Raw genomic sequence first — 17,338 nt, 5'->3', positions numbered from 1 at the left:
ATAGTCACTGGGTAGACGCCGCTGGACTGCTTCTACGGTTGCGGCACCAGGTGTCCGTGAGCGCGTGACAGTTGGGGCAGAGGTAGCGCAGGTTCTCGGCCCGGTTATCGAGCCAGTCGCCACTGATGTGGTCGATCTGCAAAGTGATTGGCTTGCCCCGCCACTCGCCAGGGTTGGCACAGGATTCACATCGGTACGGGATCCCGATTTCTTGCAGCGCGCGGTGAAGCCTCGGGCGGTTAGTACGTGTTGAGTCTCGGGGCATGACTACCAGGGTGGTCGCCGCGATAGACCTGGGCTCGTGGACCTCAGTCGAGCCCCAGGAACGACGCTTGAAGTGGCTCGTGTCCAGCTTTAACTGCAGAATTTTGCGCCGAACACGGCGGTGATTGGAATCGTTCACGTCGAGGCGAAGCGCCCGCATGACATCGGCGTAACTCCTGGCCTCCGGTACCGCTGCCCGCAGCGCATTCTCCGGGATCGTCAGGCGCGCGTTGCGAAAGTGGGAGGTGTCGATGCCCCTCCTGCGAAGCAGGGCCGCCACTGCGGCGCGCGACCGCCCGTCATCGGGAACACCGAGCGCACGCGCAACCCCACGAACAGTCTCGCTTGAGGTAGCGGCAGCCCGCAGTTCCTCGGTGGTGAACAGGAGGCCCAGTTGGGGTTGATTCATGCCAGGGAAGTGACTGACGTCGATCCCTGCAGCTGCGATGCGGCGGGCTATGTGAGACAACGTGCCGGTTGCCGGGGTCGCACCCAGTTTGAGCACGACCTCGCGGAGCGATGATGACGATGTCGCGGCGGCGGCGATGGCTGCATCCGGGTATTTGCGCCACGGACTGCGCTGTTTGAAGTGGCTTGTGTCGAGACCAAGTTCTGCGACCTTCTCCTTGAGGACGCGGTGCCTCCCGCCACTCTCCTTCAAGCCCAGACGGCGCATGAGGTCGGTCCAGTTGCTTGCTGCTGCTACAGCTGGCGCGAGCCTCGCTGGGTCGTACACCTCAGACATCCTGCCTCCATCCTCGGCCGCGCGTTCGCGGCCTCGTACGGAGCAACGAACCGTTAATCGGATGGTCACGTCCGAAATGCGATGAGATGCGGAAGGGCCCGCACCACTTCTCGACGACCGAGAACGGTGCGGGCCCTTCCGTGAGGGGAACGGGTCAGAACTTCGGGTCCGGGCTCTGGGCGTGGACCAGTTCCGCTGCTTCCTCCGCCGTTTCCACCGAGGGCGGGGAGCCGGCCAGCGGCTGGTTGGCCGTTTCCTTCATGCAGGCCACCGCGATCACGCCCACCAGGGCCGCCGCCATCGCGTAGTACGCCGGCATCAGGTTCGAGCCGGTCCAGCTGATCAGGGCCGTTATCACCAGCGGGGTCGTACCGCCGAAGAGCGAGGCCGAGATGTTGTAGCCGACCGACAGGGAGCCGTAGCGGACGTTCGTCGGGAACAGGGCCGGGAGTGCGGCGGACATCGTGCCCAGCATGCAGACCAGCGAGAGGCCCATCAGCAGCATGCCGATGGTGATCGCCGGGATGCTGCCCTGGCGGATCAGGAGGAAGGACGGCAGGGACAGGAAGAGGAAGCCGAGCATGCCGGCCATCAGGAGCGGCTTGCGGCCGAAGCGGTCGGAGAGCTTGCCGAACTGGCTGATGACCAGCATCAGGAAGACCATGACGGCGAGCAGGATGAGCAGCCCGTGGGTCTCGCTGTAGCCGAGTTCGTCGGAGAGGTACGTCGGCATGTACGAGAGCAGCATGTAGTCGGTGATGTTGTACGCGCCGACCAGGGCGATGCAGAGGATCAGCGTCGGCCAGTACTGGCGGAAGATCTTGGCGAGGTCGCCCTTGGCGGTGGTCTCGACGTGGTCGGCGGCCTCCGTGGCGTGGGCGGTGCCGCCCTCCAGCTTCTGGAACGCGGGGGTCTCGTCGAGGCGCAGTCGCAGGTAGAGGCCGACGAGGCCGAGGGGTCCCGCGACGAGGAACGGGATGCGCCAGCCCCAGGACTCCATCTGTCCGGTGTCCAGGAGGGCGTACAGGGCGGTGACCAGCCCTGCGGCGCCGATGTATCCGGCGAGCGTGCCGAATTCGAGGAAGCTGCCGAAGAAGCCGCGGCGTTTGTCGGGGGCGTACTCGGCGATGAAGGTGGAGGCGCCGCCGTACTCGCCGCCCGTGGAGAAGCCCTGGAGCATCCGGAAGAGGATCAGCAGGGCGGGGGCCCAGAGCCCGATCGTGCCGTGCGAGGGGATGAGGCCGATCGCGAAGGTGCCGATCGCCATGAGGATCATGGTGAGGGCGAGGACCTTCTTCCGGCCGATCTTGTCGCCCATCGGTCCGAAGAACATTCCCCCGAGTGGCCGAACGAGGAAGGCCACGGCGAAGGTCGCGAAGGAGGAGAGGAGCTGGGTCGTGTCGTTCCCGGAGGGGAAGAAGACGTGCCCGATGGTGACGGCGAGGTAGGAGTAGATACCGAAGTCGAACCACTCCATGGCGTTACCGAGCGATGCCGCTTTCACCGCGCGCTTGACCGCCTGGTCGTCGGTGACGGTGATGTCGGTCCGACGGAGCCGGGGGTTCTGGCGCTTCCTGATGGCGCGGAAGAGCGCGGGGTGGCGTTTGACCGCGTCCGGGTCGGCCGCCTGGTGGGGGTCGGGGGCCGCCATGGCCGGTTCCTTTCCTCGAAGGGTGTTCCAGGAAAGGCTTCTGCGCGGTCATGGCGGTTGCAAACCGAATCTGTGGCCGAATGCGACGTCGCTCACATGTTCCGGCCGGACGGGGGGCGGTGCGGGGGCGGTTTCCGGTCAGATGCCGAGGTCCTTGATGATCTTGGCTACGTGGCCGGTCGCCTTGACATTGTAGAGCGCGTGCTCCACTTTGCCCTCTTCGTCGACGACGATCGTGGACCTGATGACGCCCGTCACCACTTTGCCGTAGAGCTTCTTCTCGCCGTAGGCGCCGTATGCCTCCAGGGTCTCCTTGGACGGGTCGCCGACGAGGGTGACCTTGAGGTTCTCCTTCTCGCGGAACGTGGCGAGCTTCTCCGGCTTGTCGGGTGACACGCCGATGACGTCGTATCCGGCTCCGGAGAGGAGCTCCAGGTTGTCGGTGAAGTCGCAGGCCTGCTTGGTGCAGCCCGGGGTAAGCGCGGCGGGGTAGAAGTAGACGATGACCTTGCGGCCCTTGTGGTCCGCGAGCGAGACCTCGTTGCCGTCGGCATCCGGAAGGGTGAAGGCGGGAGCGGTGTCGCCGGTCTGGAGTCGCTCGCTCATGTTTCTCCTCGATTGGCACGCGGGGTGTGTGGGACCGAGCGTAATAGGGGGTGCCGCCAGGTGTAGGGGCGGTCGAGCTGACAGACTGTCGATGAAGGTTTACCGGACGACGATGACGGAGGCGGCGCAGTGTCGGATACGAGGACCCCTGCGCAGATCGAGGCGGACATCATCAGCAGGCGTGAGCAGCTTGCAGTGGTGCTGGACGAGATCGGGGTGCGGGTGCACCCGAAGACGATCATCGGTGATGCGAAGGCCAAGGTGGCGTCGACGGTGGACCGGACCGCCGGGCGAGCGTTCGTCGCGGTGAACCGGTCGGTGTCGGATGTGAGGGCGCAGTTCGTGTCGGAGGAGGGTTCGCCGCGGCTGGAGCGCGTGATTCCGGCGGCGTTGCTGGTGGCGGGCGCGGTGGCGTTGCTGACGGTTTCGGTGCGGCACAGGAAGCGCTGAGGGCGGATCCCGGGTGGGCCCGGGGGCGTGCGGAGTGGTTGGGGGCAGGTAGGTTTCGGGGCGTGAGCAACGACACCGACGACAAGCTGCCCATCCGGATGCTGCACGACCGTGTGCTGGTCCGGTCCGATTCGCCCGAGGGTGAGCGGCGTTCGGGCGGCGGCATTCTGATTCCGGCCACTGCGGCGGTCGGCCGGCGTCTGGCGTGGGCCGCGGTGGTCGCGGTCGGTCAGAACGTGCGGACGGTGGAGCCGGGGGACCGGGTGCTGTACGACCCCGAGGACCGTGCCGAGGTCGAGGTGCGGGGCGTGGCGTACGTGCTGATGCGGGAGCGGGATCTGCACGCGGTGGCGGCGGACCGGTTCGAGGGTTCGGTGGATTCGACCGGGTTGTATCTGTAGTTCGGCAGGTGTGCCGATTGGGCCTGGTGACCGTTGTCACCAGGCCTTTTGGCTGGGTTTTGCTAGGCTGGGACGACCCCGACGAGACGCGCCGTACCGGGTTTCCGTAAAGACGACGCACCCGTGTTGTTCGCGTGTTTCGTGTCGGAGGTGCCGTCGTGGCGTGGGTTCTGTTGATTGTTGCCGGTCTGCTGGAAGTGGGCTGGTCGATCGGGATGAAGTACACCGAGGGCTTCACACGGCTGTGGCCGAGTGTGTTCACGGGTCTGGGGATCGTGGCCAGCATGGTGTTGCTGTCGCATGCGGCGAGGACGCTGCCGATCGGCACGGCGTACGGCGTGTGGGTCGGGATCGGTGCGGCGGGTGCGGCGGTGCTGGGCATGGTGGTGCTGCATGAGCCGGTGACTGCTGCCCGGATTTTCTTCGTCTGTCTGCTGCTGGTGGCCGTGGTGGGTCTGAAGGCGACGTCGGGGCACTGAGTCTCAGCGGCCGGGCGGGCCGGGGAGGCCGGGCAGGCCGGGGCCGCGGGCGCCTTCGATGGGGCCGTCGCCTTCCGGGTTGCCCGGGGCGGGGCGGTTGCCGTCGGGGGTGGTGGGTGCTCTGCTGCCGGGTGCGGGCGAGGGGGCGGCGGCCGGGGTGCCGGTCGTCGGGGCTTGTGGGGCTCGGGAGGTTTCTGTGGTGATCTCGGAGGGGGCGTCGGACGCGGGGGAGTCGGTTTTCTTCTGTTCCTCTCCGGGTTCGTCCGTTTCTTTATCCGTTTCCTCGCTCTCGTCCGGGTCGGCTTCTTCCGGGCCTTCCTCGGCTTCGAGCTCGAATGCCTGCACCTCGTCGTCCTCGAGTGCGACGGCGGTGTAGGCGGCCCAGGTCTGGGCGGGTACGCCGCCGCCGTTGATGCGGGCGAGGCCGAGTGCTCCGTACAAGGGCTTCTGTACGCCGGTGTCGGGGTCCTGGCCCATCACGGCGATGACGGTCGCGAGGTCGGGGGTGTAGCCGGCGAACCAGGCGGCCTTGTCCTCCTCGGCGGTGCCTGTCTTGCCTGCGGCGGGGCGGTTCGCTGCTTGGGCGGCGGTCCCGGTTCCGCCGTCGACGACGCTGCGCAGGACGGAGGTGGTGGTGTCTGCGGCTTCGCGGCTGACGGCCTGTCGGGTGTTCCTGGCGGGGAGCGCGATGCCGGCGCCGTTCTTGCTGATCTTCACGACGAGGGTGTGTTCGCGCTGTCTGCCGTGGTCGGCGAGGGTGGCGTAGGCCTCGGCCATGTCGAGGACGCTGGCGGTGGCGGGGCCCAGCGCGATGGAGGGGGAGGCGGTGAGGTCGGGCGTGTTCTGGGGGATGCCGAGGGAGACTGCGGTTTCCCTGACCGCGTCCGGGCCGACGTCCTGGGCCATCTGGGCGTAGACGGCGTTGACGGATTTGTCGGTGGCTTCGCGGACGGTGACGGAGCCGTAGTCGACGTCGTCCTCGTTGGCGGGGGCGTATCCGGTGGAGCCGTGGGCGCTCTGGACGGTGCGCTCGTTGGTGCCGTCGTAACGGGTGTTGGGGGTGATGCCCCGGCCGTCCTGGGTGGTGGAGCCGTTGGCGACGGCGGCGGTGAGGACGAACGGCTTGAAGGTGGAGCCGACTTGGTAGTCGCGGCGGGTCGCGTTGTTGACGTACTGCTTGGTGTAGTCGATGCCGCCGTACATGGCGAGGACGTGGCCGGTGGCGGGGTCGATGGAGGCGCCGCCGACCCGGACGTTGCGGTCGGCTCTGCGGTCGTCGCTGGTCTTGGCCAGGACGTTGTCCTCGACGGCTTCGACGAGGGCGTTCTGTTTCTTCTTGTCGAGTGTGGTGGTGATGCGGTAGCCGCCGGTGGCGAGGGTGTTCTCGTCGATGATCTTGTTGGCGGCGAGGTAGTCCTCGACGGCCTGGACGAGGTAGCCGCGCTGTCCGGAGAGTGCGGTGGCGGGCTTGGCCTTGTCGGGGACGGGGAAGGTCATGGCGGCGCGGTCGGAGGGGCTCAGCCAGTCCTCCTTGACCATGCCGTCGAGTACGTAGTTCCAGCGGGCGAGGGCCGCGGCCTTGTTCTCGGGGCGGGCGACGACGTCGTAGGCGCTGGGGGCGTTGAGCAGCGAGGCGAGGTAGGCGCCTTCGCCGGTGCCGAGGTCTTCGGCGTCCTTGCCGTAGTAGGCGTGGGAGGCGGCCTGGATGCCGTAGGAGTTGCGGCCGAAGTAGCTGGTGTTGAGGTAGCCCTCGAAGATCTCGTCCTTGCTCTGCTCGCGGTCGAGCTTGATCGAGATGAAGAATTCCTTGGCTTTGCGTACGACGGTCTGTTCCTGGCCGAGGTAGTAGTTCTTGACGTACTGCTGGGTGATGGTGGAGCCGCCCTGTCTGCCCTTGCCGGTGAGGGTGTTCCAGCCGGCGCGGGTCATGGCTTTGACGTCGATGGCGGGCTCGGAGTAGAAGTCCCGGTCCTCGGCGGCGAGTACGGCGTGCTGGACGGTGCGGGGGATCCGGCTGAGCCGGACGTTCTCCCGGTTGACCTCGCCGTCGCGGGCGATGACGCTGCCGTCCTCGTAGAGGTAGACGTTGGACTGGGCGGTCGCGCTGGCGTTCGCGGCGGGGATGCCGACGAGTTGGTATCCGGCGATGAATCCGCCGATGAGCAGGAGGGCGATGAGGAGGGCGCTGCCGAGGACCGTGCGCCAGGTGGGGATGGCCCGGCGCCAGCCGGTGCGCTTGGGCCGCTTGACGCGTTGTGTGCGCCCCTTGCGGTTGTGCGCGCCCGTGGACTGCGGGCTCGGGTTGGTCGCCGTGGCCGAGGGGTCCCGGGGCTTCCAGCCGCCGGGACCCTTCTGACCTGGCTCTCCGTGGTCTCCGCCGGGCTGCGGTGGCTCGTGGCTCATGGCTGTGGAGGCTCCTCGGCTGCGGGCAGTTATCCCATAGTGCACTTTTCGGAGTGATAACCACCGGATCATCCCCGGATAACGGGTCGCGGCGGCCGCCGGCCGTGGACTAGGGTCGTGCGCTTTGGCCGATGAGCGGGGAGAGGGGGCGCGGTGCGGCTCTATGCGGTGGTGGCGGCCGGTGGATTCCGGCGGCATGCCACGTACCGGATGGCGACGGCGGCGGGGGTGTTCACCAACACCGTCTTCGGTTTCATCATGGCGTACACCTATATGGCCCTGTGGGACGCGCGGCCGCAGCTCGGTGGCTACGACGTGTCCCAGGCCCTGACGTATGTGTGGCTGGGGCAGGCGCTGCTGATGACCTGTGCGCTGATGGGCGGCGGCTTCGAGGACGAGCTGATGGAACGGATCAGGACGGGGGACATCGCGATCGATCTGTACCGGCCGGCGGATCTTCAGCTGTGGTGGATGGCGGGGGACTTGGGCCGGGCCGCGTTCCATCTGCTGGGGCGCGGGATCGTGCCCCTGCTGCTGGGGGCGCTGGCTTTCGATCTGGCGCTGCCGTCCTCGCCGTGGACGTGGCTGGCCTTCCTGGTGTCGGTCGCGTTGGGTGTCGTGGTCAGTTTCGCGGTGCGTTTCCTGGTGGCGCTGTCGGCGTTCTGGCTGATGGACGGGGCGGGTGCGATGCAGATCGCCTGGCTTGCGGGGATGTTCTTCTCGGGGATGCTGCTGCCGCTGAATCTGTTCCCCGGGGTGCTGGGCGAGGTGGCACGCGCGTTGCCGTGGTCGTCGCTGCTGCAGGTGCCGGCCGATGTGTTCCTCGGCAGGAGCACGGGGTGGGGCCTGGTGCAGGCGTATGTCTTCCAGGCCGGCTGGGCGGTGACGCTGCTGCTTGCGGGGCGGCTGCTGCAGTCGGTGGCGACCAGGAGGGTGGTGGTCCAGGGTGGCTGAGATCCAGGCCGAGAGGGTGGCCGCGGGGGAGCTGGAGCGGCTGCCGGAGATCGTGTTCTCCGACCGGTCGCGGCTGGTGGAGGGGGTCCGGGCGTACGGGCTGATCGTGGCGATGTGGCTGCGTTCGACGATGGCGTACCGCGCCTCGTTCGTGATGACGACGCTCGGGAACTTCGTGGCGACGGCGTTCGACTTCGTCACGATCATGCTGATGTTCGCTCATGTCGACGCACTCGGTGGCTACTCGCTGCCGGAGATCGCGTTGCTGTACGGGGCGTCGGCGACGGCGTTCGGGCTGTCCGATCTGGCGCTGGGGTCGATGGACCGGCTGGGGCGGCGGGTGCGTGACGGGACGTTCGACACGCTGCTGGTGCGGCCCGTTCCGGTGCTGGCGCAGGTGGCTGCGGACCGGTTCGCGCTGCGCAGGCTGGGGCGGGTCACCCAGGGGCTGGTGGTCTTCGGCTATGCGCTGGTGACGCTCGATATCGCGTGGACGCCGCTGAAGGTGCTGATGCTGCCGCTGATGGTGCTGAGCGGGGCGGCGATCTTCGGGGCGGTGTTCGTGGCGGGGGCGGCGTTCCAGTTCTTCGCGCAGGACGCGGCGGAGGTGCAGAGCTCTTTCACGTACGGGGGGACGACGCTGCTCCAGTATCCGCCGTCGATCTTCGCGAAGGATCTGGTGCGCGGGGTGACGTTCGTGGTGCCGCTGGCGTTCGTGAGCTGGCTGCCCGCGCTGTACGTGCTGGGCCGGGACTATCCGTTGGGTCTGCCGGAGTGGGTGGCGTTCCTGCCCCCGCTGGTGGCGGGGCTGAGCTGGGTTCTTGCGGGGCTGGCCTGGCGGGCGGGGCTGCGGGCGTATCGCAGTACGGGAAGCTGAGGAGTGGGCATGGACATGGACTTCATTGAGCTCGACGGGGTCGAGAAGGTCTTCGACGTACGCCGCAGGACCGGGTTCCTGCGCCGGGAGCGGCACGAGGTGCGCGCGGTGGACGGCATCAGCTTCCGGGTGCCGCGCGGCGAGATGGTCGGGTACATCGGCCCGAACGGGGCGGGCAAGTCGACGACGATCAAGATGCTGACGGGGATCCTCACCCCGAGCGGAGGCCGGCTGCGGGTCGCGGGCATCGATCCGTCGCGGGAGCGCACGAAGCTGGCGCACCGGATCGGTGTGGTGTTCGGGCAGCGTACGACGCTGTGGTGGGACCTGCCGCTGCGTGACTCGTACCGGCTGATGCACCGGATGTACCGGATCCCGGACAGCCGCTTCCGGGAGAACATGGACCGCTGTGTGGAACTCCTCGACCTGGGGGAGCTGTTGGACACTCCGGTGCGGCAGCTGTCGCTGGGGCAGCGGATGCGGGGCGATATCGCGGCGGCGCTGCTGCACGATCCGGAGGTGCTGTATCTGGACGAGCCGACGATCGGGCTCGATGTGGTCTCCAAGGCCAAGGTGCGTGAGTTCCTGCGGGACTTGAACGCGGAGCGGTCCACGACGGTGCTGCTGACCACGCACGATCTGACCGATATCGAGCAGCTGTGCAAGCGGGTGATGGTGATCGACCACGGCCGTCTGGTGTACGACGGTGCGCTGGCGGGGCTGCACGAGGTGGGGGAGAGCGAGCGCACGCTCGTGGTCGATCTGGAGCGGGTGCTGCCACCGATCGAGCTGGCGTCGGAGCCCTCGGTGCGGGTGGTGAAGGTGGAGGGGCCCCGGCAGTGGCTGGCGTTTCCCGCGTCGGCGTCCGCGGCTCCGCTGGTGGCACGCATCGCGGCGGACTATCCACTGGTGGACCTGTCGGTGCGGGAGCCGGACATCGAGGCCGTGATCGCGAAGATGTACGTGTCGGATTCGCGTCTCTGAGGTCTTTCGTTCGGATCGGGCCCCGCGAGCCCGGCTTCATACGAACGAGAGGCTCTAGGCCCGTCTTCGGGTTGCTCTATAGGCTGCGCGGCATGACAAGTGAACGTCCGGACATGCGTGCTTCCGATGCGGAACGTGAGCGGGTCGCCGAGACCTTGCGGGAGGCCGTGGCCGAGGGCCGGCTGGAGATGGACGAGTTCGAGCAGCGGCTGGACGCGACGTACAAGGCGCGTACGCACGGGGAGTTGGAGCCGCTCGTGAGCGATCTCCCGGTGCCGGGTACGGCTGTTGCGCATGTGGGCGCGTCGTCGCCCGCGCGGGCCCCGGGGACGTCCGTCGACTGGGCGGGGCGTATCGGCGGCCCCGCGACGTCGTCGGGAGGGTTCGCCTTCTGGGGCGGGTTCAGTCGCAGGGGCCGTTGGACGGTGGGGCGGACGTTCACCGCGTTCGCCATGTGGGGCGGGGGCGAGATCGATCTGCGCGAGGCCGATTTCGAGGAGCGCGACGTCGTCATCCGCTGTATCACGATCATGGGCGGGCTGCAGGTGAAGGTCCCGCCGAACGTGCACCTCCATGTCAATGGCGTCGGCGTCATGGGCGGGTTCGACGAGCAGACGAAGGACGCCGACTTCGGCGACCCGGCTCCGGACGCGCCTCGGGTGCGGGTCACCGGGTTCGCCCTGATGGGCGGGGTCGGCGTGGACCGCAAGTGGAGCAAGGCGCAGCGGCAGCGGCTCAAGGAGGCGGCGTGGCTGCGCCTGGAGAAGCCGGACGGTTCCTGAGGAGGGGCCGGTCAGAAGGTGCCGGCCTTCGGCGTTCCGGTCACCGTCGCGAGGTCGACGAGGCGGCCCAGGGTGCGGTAGCCGGCGTCGTTGAAGTGGAGCCGGTCGCCGGAGTCGTACGAGGGCAGGAGCCGGTTGGGGGCGTAGGGGTCGCGTACGGCCCGGTCGAAGTCGACGACGGCGTCGAAGATGCGGCCTGCCCGGATCTGTTCGTTGACTGCCAGGCGTACGTCGTTGCGTGCGGGTGTCCAGGTGGCGTAGCCCTGGAAGGGGGTGAGCGTCGTCCCGACAACCCTCAGCCCGCGGGCGTGGGCGCGCTCCGTGAGGGACCGGAGGCCGGCCACGATGCGCCGGGGGTCCTCCTCCTGGGGAGTCTGCTGCACGTCGTTGATGCCCAGCGCGATGATCACGGTCCTGGCTCCGGTGACGGACAGCACGTCGCGCTCGAAGCGGTGGGTCCCGCCGAGGCCGCCCCGGCCGTTCCTCTCGCGGGCGCTGTCGCGCAGCAGGCGGTTGCCCGCGATGCCTTGGTTGGCGATCCCGTAGCGGTGTTGCAGCCGGTCGGAGAGCACGTCCGTCCAGCGGTTGTTGGCGTCGGTGGTGGAGCCGCTGCCCGCGGTGAGTGAGTCGCCGAGCACGACGACCGCGCCCGGCGAGGTCTTGTTGCGGACGTCCACTGCGGTGAGATAGCGCCACCGGTCGGTCCGCCAGGTGCCGCGGTCGTCGGCCAGGTAGGACGTCTGCAGGGCGTGGGCGTGGTAGGTGACGGGGCCGCTCGAGTGCGGGGTGCGCAGGGTGACGACGAGATCGGCGTCGGGTGCGACGGGCACGACCACCGGGTCGCTGACGATCTGACGGCCTGCGGCGACGGTGACGGCGGGCAGGCCTTCGAAGGTCACGGGGCGGGTGTTGACGGTGGCTTCGTCGATGACGAGCGGGGCCGCGCCGAAGAGGTTGGAGAGGGTGATGCGGGCGGCGTCGCCGCCGACGCTGGTGTGCACGATGTTGCGGATGGTGCGCCCGGGGAAGCCGCGTTCCGTGTCCGGTTCGCCGCTGACGGGTGCTCCGGTCCAGGTGGCGACCCAGGTGCCGGTGGAGTTGGCCGGCGCGGCGGGATTGCGCGCAGCCGCGTGTGCCTCGGGCCCGGGGAGCGGCGCGCGGCGTTCCCCGGCGATCAGCGACGTACTGAACGCGAGCGCGGCGGCGAGCGCGGCGGTGCCTGCTGCGAGGGCGGTGAGCAGGGCATACCCCTGGCGCCTGGGCATGTGCGGTGATTCTCCTTGTGGTGATCGGGCTGGTCTCATGATGCGACAGGCCGTGGGGAACTCGACGTGCGGCCCGGGAGTAGGTGAGGTAAGGACAATGCGTACGGCACTGGGTGACGCGTACGCGGACGGGTGGAGCGGATGGAACACGACGCGGGACAGGGAACGGGGTCCGGTCCGGACTCCGGGGCGGGACCGGGGTCGCACGATCCCGCGTCCGGGCGGCCGGGGCTGATGTCCGGGGCGGGGACAGAAGCCGGGGAAGGCGGACCCGCAGCCGGGGCCGGCGGCCCCGGCGCCCGGCGTACGACTGCGCCGCTGTCCGGTTTCGCATACACCGCTGCCGACGAGGAGAAGCAGCGCGGTGTGCGCCGTATGAAGATCACCGCCACAGGTCTGCTCCTGCTCGTCGCGCTCGTGTACGTTCTCGCCACCTGGGCGAAGAACGAGGGTGTGGGCGGCTGGCCGGGCTACGTCGCGGCGGCTGCCGAAGCGGGCATGGTGGGTGCGCTGGCGGACTGGTTCGCGGTCACGGCGCTCTTCCGGCGCCCGCTCGGACTGCCTATCCCCCATACGGCCATCATTCCCACCAAGAAGGATCAGCTCGGGGCATCACTCGGTTCCTTCGTGGGCGAGAATTTTCTCTCCGGAGACGTGGTTCGTGACCGAATTCACGCTCTGGGCGTCGGCGCACGGCTCGGGGCATGGCTGGCCGAGCCGGAGCACGCGGACCGGGTCACCGCGGAGCTCGCGACCGCGCTGCGCGGTGCGCTGACGGTGCTGCGGGACTCCGACGTGCAGGCGGTGGTCGGCGAGGCGATCACCCGGCGGGCGGATGCGGCGGAGGTCGGGCCCGGGATCGGCAAGATGCTGGAGAAGGTCGTCGCCGACGGCGGTCACCGCAGGGTCGTCGACCTCGTCTGCGTACGGGCCCACGACTGGCTGGTCGAGCACGGCGAGTCCGTGATGGACGCGGTGCAGGGCGGGGCGCCGGGCTGGACCCCGCGGTTCGTCGACAAGCGGGTGGGGGAGCGGGTCTACAAGGAACTGCTGCGCTTCGTCACGGAGATGCGGGACATGCCCGAGCACCCGGCGCGCGGCTCGATCGACACGTTCCTGACGGACTTCGCCGCCGACCTCCAGACGGACTCGGACACCCGGGCGCGTGTGGAGCGGCTCAAGTCGGAGATCCTGGGGCGCGGCGAGGTCCAGGACGTCATCGCGTCGGCCTGGTCCTCCGTACGCACGATGATCATCGCCGCGGCGGAGGACGAGCGGAGCGAGCTGCGGCTGCGTGCCAGGGCCTCGCTGATGTCGCTGGGCGCCAGGCTGGCGACGGACGAGCGGCTGCAGGCCAAGCTGGAGGGCTGGCTGGAGGACGCGGCGGTGTATGTCGTCACGACGTACCGCCAGGAGATCACCTCGCTGATCAGCGATACCGTCGCCGGCTGGGACGCGGACCAGACCTCGAAGAAGATCGAGGCGCACATCGGCCGTGACCTGCAGTTCATCCGGATCAACGGCACGGTGGTGGGTGCGCTGGCCGGTCTGGTGATCTATTCGGTCTCACGGGCACTCGGCGCCTGAGGGCGTCGGCAGCGGCCGCAGCAGGGGCGTGCAGCGGCTGGAAAGCTCCGGGGGTGCGCCCGTCCTGTCGTACGGGGGCACCCCCGGGTCACGCAGGGGAGTTGCCGTTCAGTACGCGCCCCGCGTCGCCGGTGTTCATCTTCCGGCGCACCTTTTTCAGGCGCCGCGCCGCGTGACCGCCCAGGAGGCCGCGGCGACCCCGCCCGCGACGGCGAACACGGCGGGCCAGGCGCCGACCTTCTTGGCGAGCGGGTGCGATCCGGCGAACGCGGCGACGTAGGCAGCGGTCAGCCCGACGGCCGCCCGGGTCCCCGCCTGCCGGTTCCACTCGTACGCGGCGAGGGATCCGGCGGCGGCGAGCGCGACGCCGCCGAGCGGCCGCTTCCCGGTCCACCGGGCGATCCCGTACCCCCCGACGAGCCCGCTCGCCGCCACTGCCGCCGCCGGAACCTTCGCCATCGCAGCCACCTTCGCTTCCTTCGTACAGGTCGAGGCTCCGAGGCTAACGCGCTGCTCCGGACTCCCGTGGCACCCAGGGGGTGCACAAGCGTTTACCCTGAAGGTGAACGCTTGTGCACCCCTCTGCGTACGGAGACCACATGACCGCCCCGGCCCCCGCCCCTGACCACCCCCGCTTCGCCGTAGGGGTACTGGCCTTCTGCGGTGTCGTGGTCGCGGTCATGCAGACGATCGTCGTCCCGCTCCTCCCGCACATCCCGGCCCTCACCGGCGCCACCCCGGCCGCCGCCGGCTGGCTGGTCACCGTCACCCTCCTCACCGGCGCGGTGTTCACCCCCGTGCTCGGCCGGGTCGGCGACATGTACGGCAAGCGGCGCGTGCTCGTCGCATCCCTGGGCGTCCTCGTCGTCGGCTCGGTGCTGTGCGCCGTCAGTTCCCACATCGGCGTGCTGATCGCCGGTCGTGCCCTGCAGGGGGCGGCGATCGCCGTCGTACCCCTGGGCATCAGCATCCTGCGGGACGAACTGCCGCCCGAGCGGGTGCTGTCCGCGGTGGCCCTGATGAGCTCGACGCTCGGCATCGGGGCGGCCGTCGGCCTGCCGGTCGCGGCACTCGTCATCGAGAACTTCGACTGGCACACGATGTTCTGGGTGTCCGGGGCCATCGGCGTCCTGGACATCGTCCTGGTGCTCCGCTGCGTACCGGAGTCCCCGCTGCGTTCCCGTGGCCGCTTCGACGCGGTCGGTGCGCTCGGCCTGTCAGCGGCGCTGGTCTGCCTGCTGCTCGCGGTCACCCAGGGCGGCGACTGGGGATGGACGTCTGCGCGCACCCTCGGTCTGCTCGCCGTCGCCGTCGTCGTCGCGCTGCTCTGGGGCGCGTACGAGCTCCGCATGCCCAACCCCATGGTCGACCTGCGGGTCTCGGCCCGTCCCGCGGTGCTCCTCACGAACGTCGCCGCCCTGCTGATCGGCTTCGCCTTCTACGCCAACTCCCTGGTCACCGCCCAGATGGTGCAGGAGCCGAAGGCCACCGGCTACGGGCTCGGCGCCTCGCTCGTCGTCAGCGGCCTGTGCCTGCTGCCGGGCGGCCTGGCGATGGTGGCGCTCTCGCCCGTATCGGCGCGGATCTCCGCCGGGCGCGGCCCGAGGACCAGCCTCGCGCTGGCCGCCGGGATCATCGCCGTGGGCTATGTGGTGCGGTACTTCACCAGCCACAGCCTGTGGCTGATCATCGCCGGCGCAACGGTCGTCGCGGCGGGCACCGCCATCGCGTACTCCGCACTGCCCGCGCTGGTCATGCGCGGGGTCCCGGTCGGCGAGACGGGCGCCGCCAACGGTCTGAACACCCTCATGCGCTCGATCGGCCAGGCGTTCTGCAGTGCCACGGTGGCCACGGTGCTCGCCCACATGACCTTCCTGGCCGGTGGCCGTACGGCTCCGACACTCCAGGCCTACCAGCTCATCTTCCAGATCGCGGCGGGCGCCGCGCTGCTGGCCCTCGCGGTGACGCTGTGCCTGCCGGGCGGGCGCGCGGATACGGGTACGGTCGAAGGGAACCGCAGGAGCAGCGGCCGTACGCGGGCGATGCCGATCCAGGAGGGCGCATGATCGCCCGAGTCACCGCAGCATCGACACCGGCAGCACCCGCACCGGCCGCCCCGACGGGCAAGGACGCGATTCTGCGTGCCGCGCGCAGGGCGTTCACCCAGCGTCCCTACGCGGAGGTGACCATCCGGGGCATCGCGGCCGATGCCGGTGTGAGCGCGTCCCTCGTGGTGAAGCACTTCGGCCGCAAGGAAGAACTCTTCAACACCGTCGCGGACTTCGGCCCGGCCGCCGAGGAGCTCTTCGACGCTCCGCTCGACGGGCTCGGCCGGCACATGGTGCTGACGCTCGTACGCAGCCGCAGGGCGCAGCAGAGCGACCCCCTGCTGCGTGTCGTCTTCTCCCTCGGCAACCACGACGAACGCTCCCTGCTCCGCGACCGCTTCCACGAACAGGTCACCGGTCGCCTGACAGCCCGTCTTCCAGGCCGCGAACGCGCCCTGCGCGCCGAGCTGATCGCCGGCCAGCTGATCGGACTGGGCGCCACCCTCAGCCTTCACCGCGAGGGTGCCGGCTCCCGCGCCACCCCGGAGCATCTCGCGGACCTGTACGCCCCCGCGCTCCAGAGCCTGGTCACGGGCTGACCGGCCGCAGGCAGTATGGTCTGGGCCACACGACGAGGGGGGCCTCATGTTCATCCGTAATGCTCTGCGTGCCGCGATACCGGCCGTGATCCTGGGGGCATGCCTGGCCGGCTGTGTGGAGGCGACCACCACGAACGGGCCGGGCAGTGACGTTCCGCAGGTGGCGCCGGAGGTGAACGCCGCGGCGGCGAGTGCGGCGGCCGAGCGGGCGGAGGCGGAGGCGTCTGCCTCGGCGAGCCCGGAGACGCTCACCGAAGCGGACCTGAACAGGCCCGTGTTGGTCCGCGATGCCTTCTCCGGCCTGCAAGCGACTCTGTTCGATACCTGCACCCCGGGCGACGGGAACTGCGCCTACTTCCTGGGCAGGGTCAACGAGGAACTGACCGGTCTGGACGCGGCGATGAGGGCGGACGCGAAGGGTCCGGGCCATTTCAAGGAGCCCCTGGCCTGGATGGGCACCCTGCGTACGGAGCTCAAGAACGACGACTCCACGGCCAACCTGGAGAAGCACCGCACCCAGCTGATCGGCACCCGCGACCGCATCAACACCTGGATGCAGGGCCACCCGGACGACTACCGCTGACCCGGCGCGGCCAGGGGCGTCACCCGGTGGCCGGAACCGGGTGTGACGTACCTGCCGTGATCGACATGCGGCCCCGGGGGCCCGGCGTGAGAATCGGGAGTACGGGCGGTGGCCCGGTAGCGCCTCGGCCGTCGCCGGCCGGTTCTCCCTTCCGGGCGCCCCGGTCCGCCTCCCGGCCCGGCGGGTTGTGCCGGGCCCGCCGTATGCATGAGCAAGGGTCCCTCCAGAATTCTGGAGGGACCCTTGCGACGTGTTCCGGGAGTCGAGGTTGAACGAAAGGCTCAGAACCCGGGGGCGGGAAGGAAGCCCGGCCACCACGGGGGTACGCCGCTGGGACAGTTGTAGGTGGTGCCGCTCCAGAAGAGCGAGAGGGCGCACCAGGAAAGGCCGAGGAGTATCACCACGAGGGCGACGGCGTGAAGGGGCGGCCGGTTCCCCAGGAGGGCGCCCACGGCCACCCAGCCCAGGACCAGGACGGCCCAGAGGCACGGGATGAAGAGGAAGAGCAGGAAGGTGCTGTTCGCCGAATTGTTCACTCCGGCGTCGCAGGCACTCAACGCCCTGCCGAGAAGCATGGCTGTGAGCACCGCGAGAGCCAGCCCCACCACTGTGCCGAGACATCCATGCAGCCGTCGGTTACCCATACATCCCCCCAATTGA

18 protein-coding genes and 1 riboswitch are annotated in these 17,338 nt (G+C 69.3%); of the genes, 11 read left to right on the top strand and 7 right to left on the bottom strand.

Translation table 11 applies throughout. The features are described from left to right. Positions 1-4: 4 nt before the first annotated feature. From ACFWBQ_RS06715 to bcp, 3 genes are all read right to left on the bottom strand, one after another. Positions 5-1,009, bottom strand: a complete 1,005-nt coding sequence (locus ACFWBQ_RS06715; protein ID WP_385484844.1) for an HNH endonuclease signature motif containing protein — start codon at positions 1,007-1,009, stop codon at positions 5-7. Positions 1,010-1,163: 154 nt separating this feature from the next. Then, positions 1,164-2,660 (bottom strand): glycine betaine/L-proline transporter ProP, encoded by a 1,497-nt coding sequence (gene proP, locus ACFWBQ_RS06710; RefSeq protein WP_385484842.1) that lies wholly within the window; start codon positions 2,658-2,660, stop codon positions 1,164-1,166. 138 nt (positions 2,661-2,798) lie between these two features. Continuing rightward, positions 2,799-3,266 (bottom strand): thioredoxin-dependent thiol peroxidase, encoded by a 468-nt coding sequence (bcp, locus tag ACFWBQ_RS06705; RefSeq protein WP_385484840.1) that lies wholly within the window; start codon positions 3,264-3,266, stop codon positions 2,799-2,801. A gap of 129 nt (positions 3,267-3,395) precedes the next feature. On the opposite strand from bcp, the gene ACFWBQ_RS06700 reads away from it, so the two are divergent. The 3 genes from ACFWBQ_RS06700 (at position 3,396) to ACFWBQ_RS06690 (ending at position 4,596) form a co-directional block, all read left to right on the top strand. Then, on the top strand, positions 3,396-3,716 hold the full coding sequence (locus ACFWBQ_RS06700) for a DUF3618 domain-containing protein (protein ID WP_385484837.1): 321 nt from the start codon (positions 3,396-3,398) through the stop codon (positions 3,714-3,716). Positions 3,717-3,778: 62 nt separating this feature from the next. After that, positions 3,779-4,117 (top strand): co-chaperone GroES, encoded by a 339-nt coding sequence (locus ACFWBQ_RS06695; protein WP_356422461.1) that lies wholly within the window; start codon positions 3,779-3,781, stop codon positions 4,115-4,117. 51 nt (positions 4,118-4,168) lie between these two features. Continuing rightward, positions 4,169-4,239: riboswitch (guanidine-III (ykkC-III) riboswitch) on the top strand. A 36-nt stretch (positions 4,240-4,275) separates the two neighbouring features. Continuing rightward, complete coding sequence (locus tag ACFWBQ_RS06690) at positions 4,276-4,596, top strand: DMT family transporter (RefSeq protein ID WP_385484835.1); 321 nt, start codon at positions 4,276-4,278, stop codon at positions 4,594-4,596. Between the two features lie 3 nt (positions 4,597-4,599). Here the strand turns inward: ACFWBQ_RS06690 and ACFWBQ_RS06685 are convergent, their stop codons facing one another. Next, the gene (locus tag ACFWBQ_RS06685; RefSeq protein ID WP_385484833.1) at positions 4,600-6,999 is read right to left on the bottom strand and encodes a transglycosylase domain-containing protein; all 2,400 of its coding nucleotides are present in this window, start codon (positions 6,997-6,999) and stop codon (positions 4,600-4,602) included. A gap of 153 nt (positions 7,000-7,152) precedes the next feature. Here ACFWBQ_RS06685 and ACFWBQ_RS06680 point away from each other — a divergent pair, with 153 nt between their 5' ends. From ACFWBQ_RS06680 to ACFWBQ_RS06665, 4 genes are all read left to right on the top strand, one after another. Next, entirely contained in the window at positions 7,153-7,953 is an 801-nt protein-coding gene (locus ACFWBQ_RS06680; protein ID WP_385484831.1) for an ABC transporter permease, read from the top strand. Between the two features lies 1 nt (position 7,954). After that, entirely contained in the window at positions 7,955-8,830 is an 876-nt protein-coding gene (locus ACFWBQ_RS06675; protein WP_385485035.1) for an ABC transporter permease, read from the top strand. A 9-nt stretch (positions 8,831-8,839) separates the two neighbouring features. Further along, on the top strand, positions 8,840-9,814 hold the full coding sequence (locus ACFWBQ_RS06670; RefSeq protein ID WP_385484829.1) for an ATP-binding cassette domain-containing protein: 975 nt from the start codon (positions 8,840-8,842) through the stop codon (positions 9,812-9,814). A gap of 113 nt (positions 9,815-9,927) precedes the next feature. After that, positions 9,928-10,596, top strand: coding sequence for a DUF1707 domain-containing protein (locus ACFWBQ_RS06665; RefSeq protein ID WP_385485033.1), 669 nt, complete (start codon positions 9,928-9,930; stop codon positions 10,594-10,596). Positions 10,597-10,607: 11 nt separating this feature from the next. Here the strand turns inward: ACFWBQ_RS06665 and ACFWBQ_RS06660 are convergent, their stop codons facing one another. Next, entirely contained in the window at positions 10,608-11,861 is a 1,254-nt protein-coding gene (locus tag ACFWBQ_RS06660) for an SGNH/GDSL hydrolase family protein (RefSeq protein ID WP_385484827.1), read from the bottom strand. 141 nt (positions 11,862-12,002) lie between these two features. Between ACFWBQ_RS06660 and ACFWBQ_RS06655 the strand changes: the two genes are divergently transcribed. Then, a complete protein-coding gene (locus ACFWBQ_RS06655) occupies positions 12,003-13,448 on the top strand; it encodes a DUF445 domain-containing protein (RefSeq protein ID WP_385484825.1) in 1,446 nt (481 codons plus the stop codon). Positions 13,449-13,604: 156 nt separating this feature from the next. On the opposite strand, the gene ACFWBQ_RS06650 is transcribed toward ACFWBQ_RS06655, so the two are convergent. Next, on the bottom strand, positions 13,605-13,907 hold the full coding sequence (locus ACFWBQ_RS06650; protein WP_385484823.1) for a hypothetical protein: 303 nt from the start codon (positions 13,905-13,907) through the stop codon (positions 13,605-13,607). 140 nt (positions 13,908-14,047) lie between these two features. Here ACFWBQ_RS06650 and ACFWBQ_RS06645 point away from each other — a divergent pair, with 140 nt between their 5' ends. From ACFWBQ_RS06645 to ACFWBQ_RS06635, 3 genes are read left to right on the top strand one after another with little or no spacing between them, the layout of a single operon-like run. Beyond that, a complete protein-coding gene (locus tag ACFWBQ_RS06645; protein WP_385484821.1) occupies positions 14,048-15,514 on the top strand; it encodes an MFS transporter in 1,467 nt (488 codons plus the stop codon). Further along, positions 15,511-16,095, top strand: coding sequence for a TetR family transcriptional regulator (locus ACFWBQ_RS06640; RefSeq protein WP_385484819.1), 585 nt, complete (start codon positions 15,511-15,513; stop codon positions 16,093-16,095). Before ACFWBQ_RS06645 ends, ACFWBQ_RS06640 begins: the two co-directional genes overlap by 4 nt. Positions 16,096-16,141: 46 nt before the next feature. Next, complete coding sequence (locus ACFWBQ_RS06635; RefSeq protein ID WP_385484817.1) at positions 16,142-16,678, top strand: hypothetical protein; 537 nt, start codon at positions 16,142-16,144, stop codon at positions 16,676-16,678. Between the two features lie 281 nt (positions 16,679-16,959). Here the strand turns inward: ACFWBQ_RS06635 and ACFWBQ_RS06630 are convergent, their stop codons facing one another. Then, positions 16,960-17,322 (bottom strand): hypothetical protein, encoded by a 363-nt coding sequence (locus tag ACFWBQ_RS06630; protein ID WP_385484815.1) that lies wholly within the window; start codon positions 17,320-17,322, stop codon positions 16,960-16,962. Between the last annotated feature and the right edge of the window lie 16 nt (positions 17,323-17,338).

Source organism: Streptomyces sp. NPDC060035 (genome assembly GCF_042736635.1).
Taxonomy (GTDB): Bacteria; Actinomycetota; Actinomycetes; order Streptomycetales; family Streptomycetaceae; genus Streptomyces.
Note: the sequence above shows the minus strand (reverse complement) of the source record. Positions and strands in the feature narration are given on the sequence as shown.

What these genes read in the sequence shown, in the direction of transcription:
- ACFWBQ_RS06715 (WP_385484844.1), bottom strand. Translation starts at nt 1,009, where the DNA reads ATGTCTGAGGTGTACGACCCAGCGAGGCTCGCGCCAGCTGTAGCAGCA.
- proP (WP_385484842.1), bottom strand. Translation starts at nt 2,660, where the DNA reads ATGGCGGCCCCCGACCCCCACCAGGCGGCCGACCCGGACGCGGTCAAA.
- bcp (WP_385484840.1), bottom strand. Translation starts at nt 3,266, where the DNA reads ATGAGCGAGCGACTCCAGACCGGCGACACCGCTCCCGCCTTCACCCTT.
- ACFWBQ_RS06685 (WP_385484833.1), bottom strand. Translation starts at nt 6,999, where the DNA reads ATGAGCCACGAGCCACCGCAGCCCGGCGGAGACCACGGAGAGCCAGGT.
- ACFWBQ_RS06670 (WP_385484829.1), top strand. Translation starts at nt 8,840, where the DNA reads ATGGACATGGACTTCATTGAGCTCGACGGGGTCGAGAAGGTCTTCGAC.
- ACFWBQ_RS06665 (WP_385485033.1), top strand. Translation starts at nt 9,928, where the DNA reads ATGCGTGCTTCCGATGCGGAACGTGAGCGGGTCGCCGAGACCTTGCGG.
- ACFWBQ_RS06660 (WP_385484827.1), bottom strand. Translation starts at nt 11,861, where the DNA reads ATGCCCAGGCGCCAGGGGTATGCCCTGCTCACCGCCCTCGCAGCAGGC.
- ACFWBQ_RS06655 (WP_385484825.1), top strand. Translation starts at nt 12,003, where the DNA reads ATGGAACACGACGCGGGACAGGGAACGGGGTCCGGTCCGGACTCCGGG.
- ACFWBQ_RS06650 (WP_385484823.1), bottom strand. Translation starts at nt 13,907, where the DNA reads ATGGCGAAGGTTCCGGCGGCGGCAGTGGCGGCGAGCGGGCTCGTCGGG.
- ACFWBQ_RS06645 (WP_385484821.1), top strand. Translation starts at nt 14,048, where the DNA reads ATGACCGCCCCGGCCCCCGCCCCTGACCACCCCCGCTTCGCCGTAGGG.
- ACFWBQ_RS06640 (WP_385484819.1), top strand. Translation starts at nt 15,511, where the DNA reads ATGATCGCCCGAGTCACCGCAGCATCGACACCGGCAGCACCCGCACCG.
- ACFWBQ_RS06635 (WP_385484817.1), top strand. Translation starts at nt 16,142, where the DNA reads ATGTTCATCCGTAATGCTCTGCGTGCCGCGATACCGGCCGTGATCCTG.
- ACFWBQ_RS06630 (WP_385484815.1), bottom strand. Translation starts at nt 17,322, where the DNA reads ATGGGTAACCGACGGCTGCATGGATGTCTCGGCACAGTGGTGGGGCTG.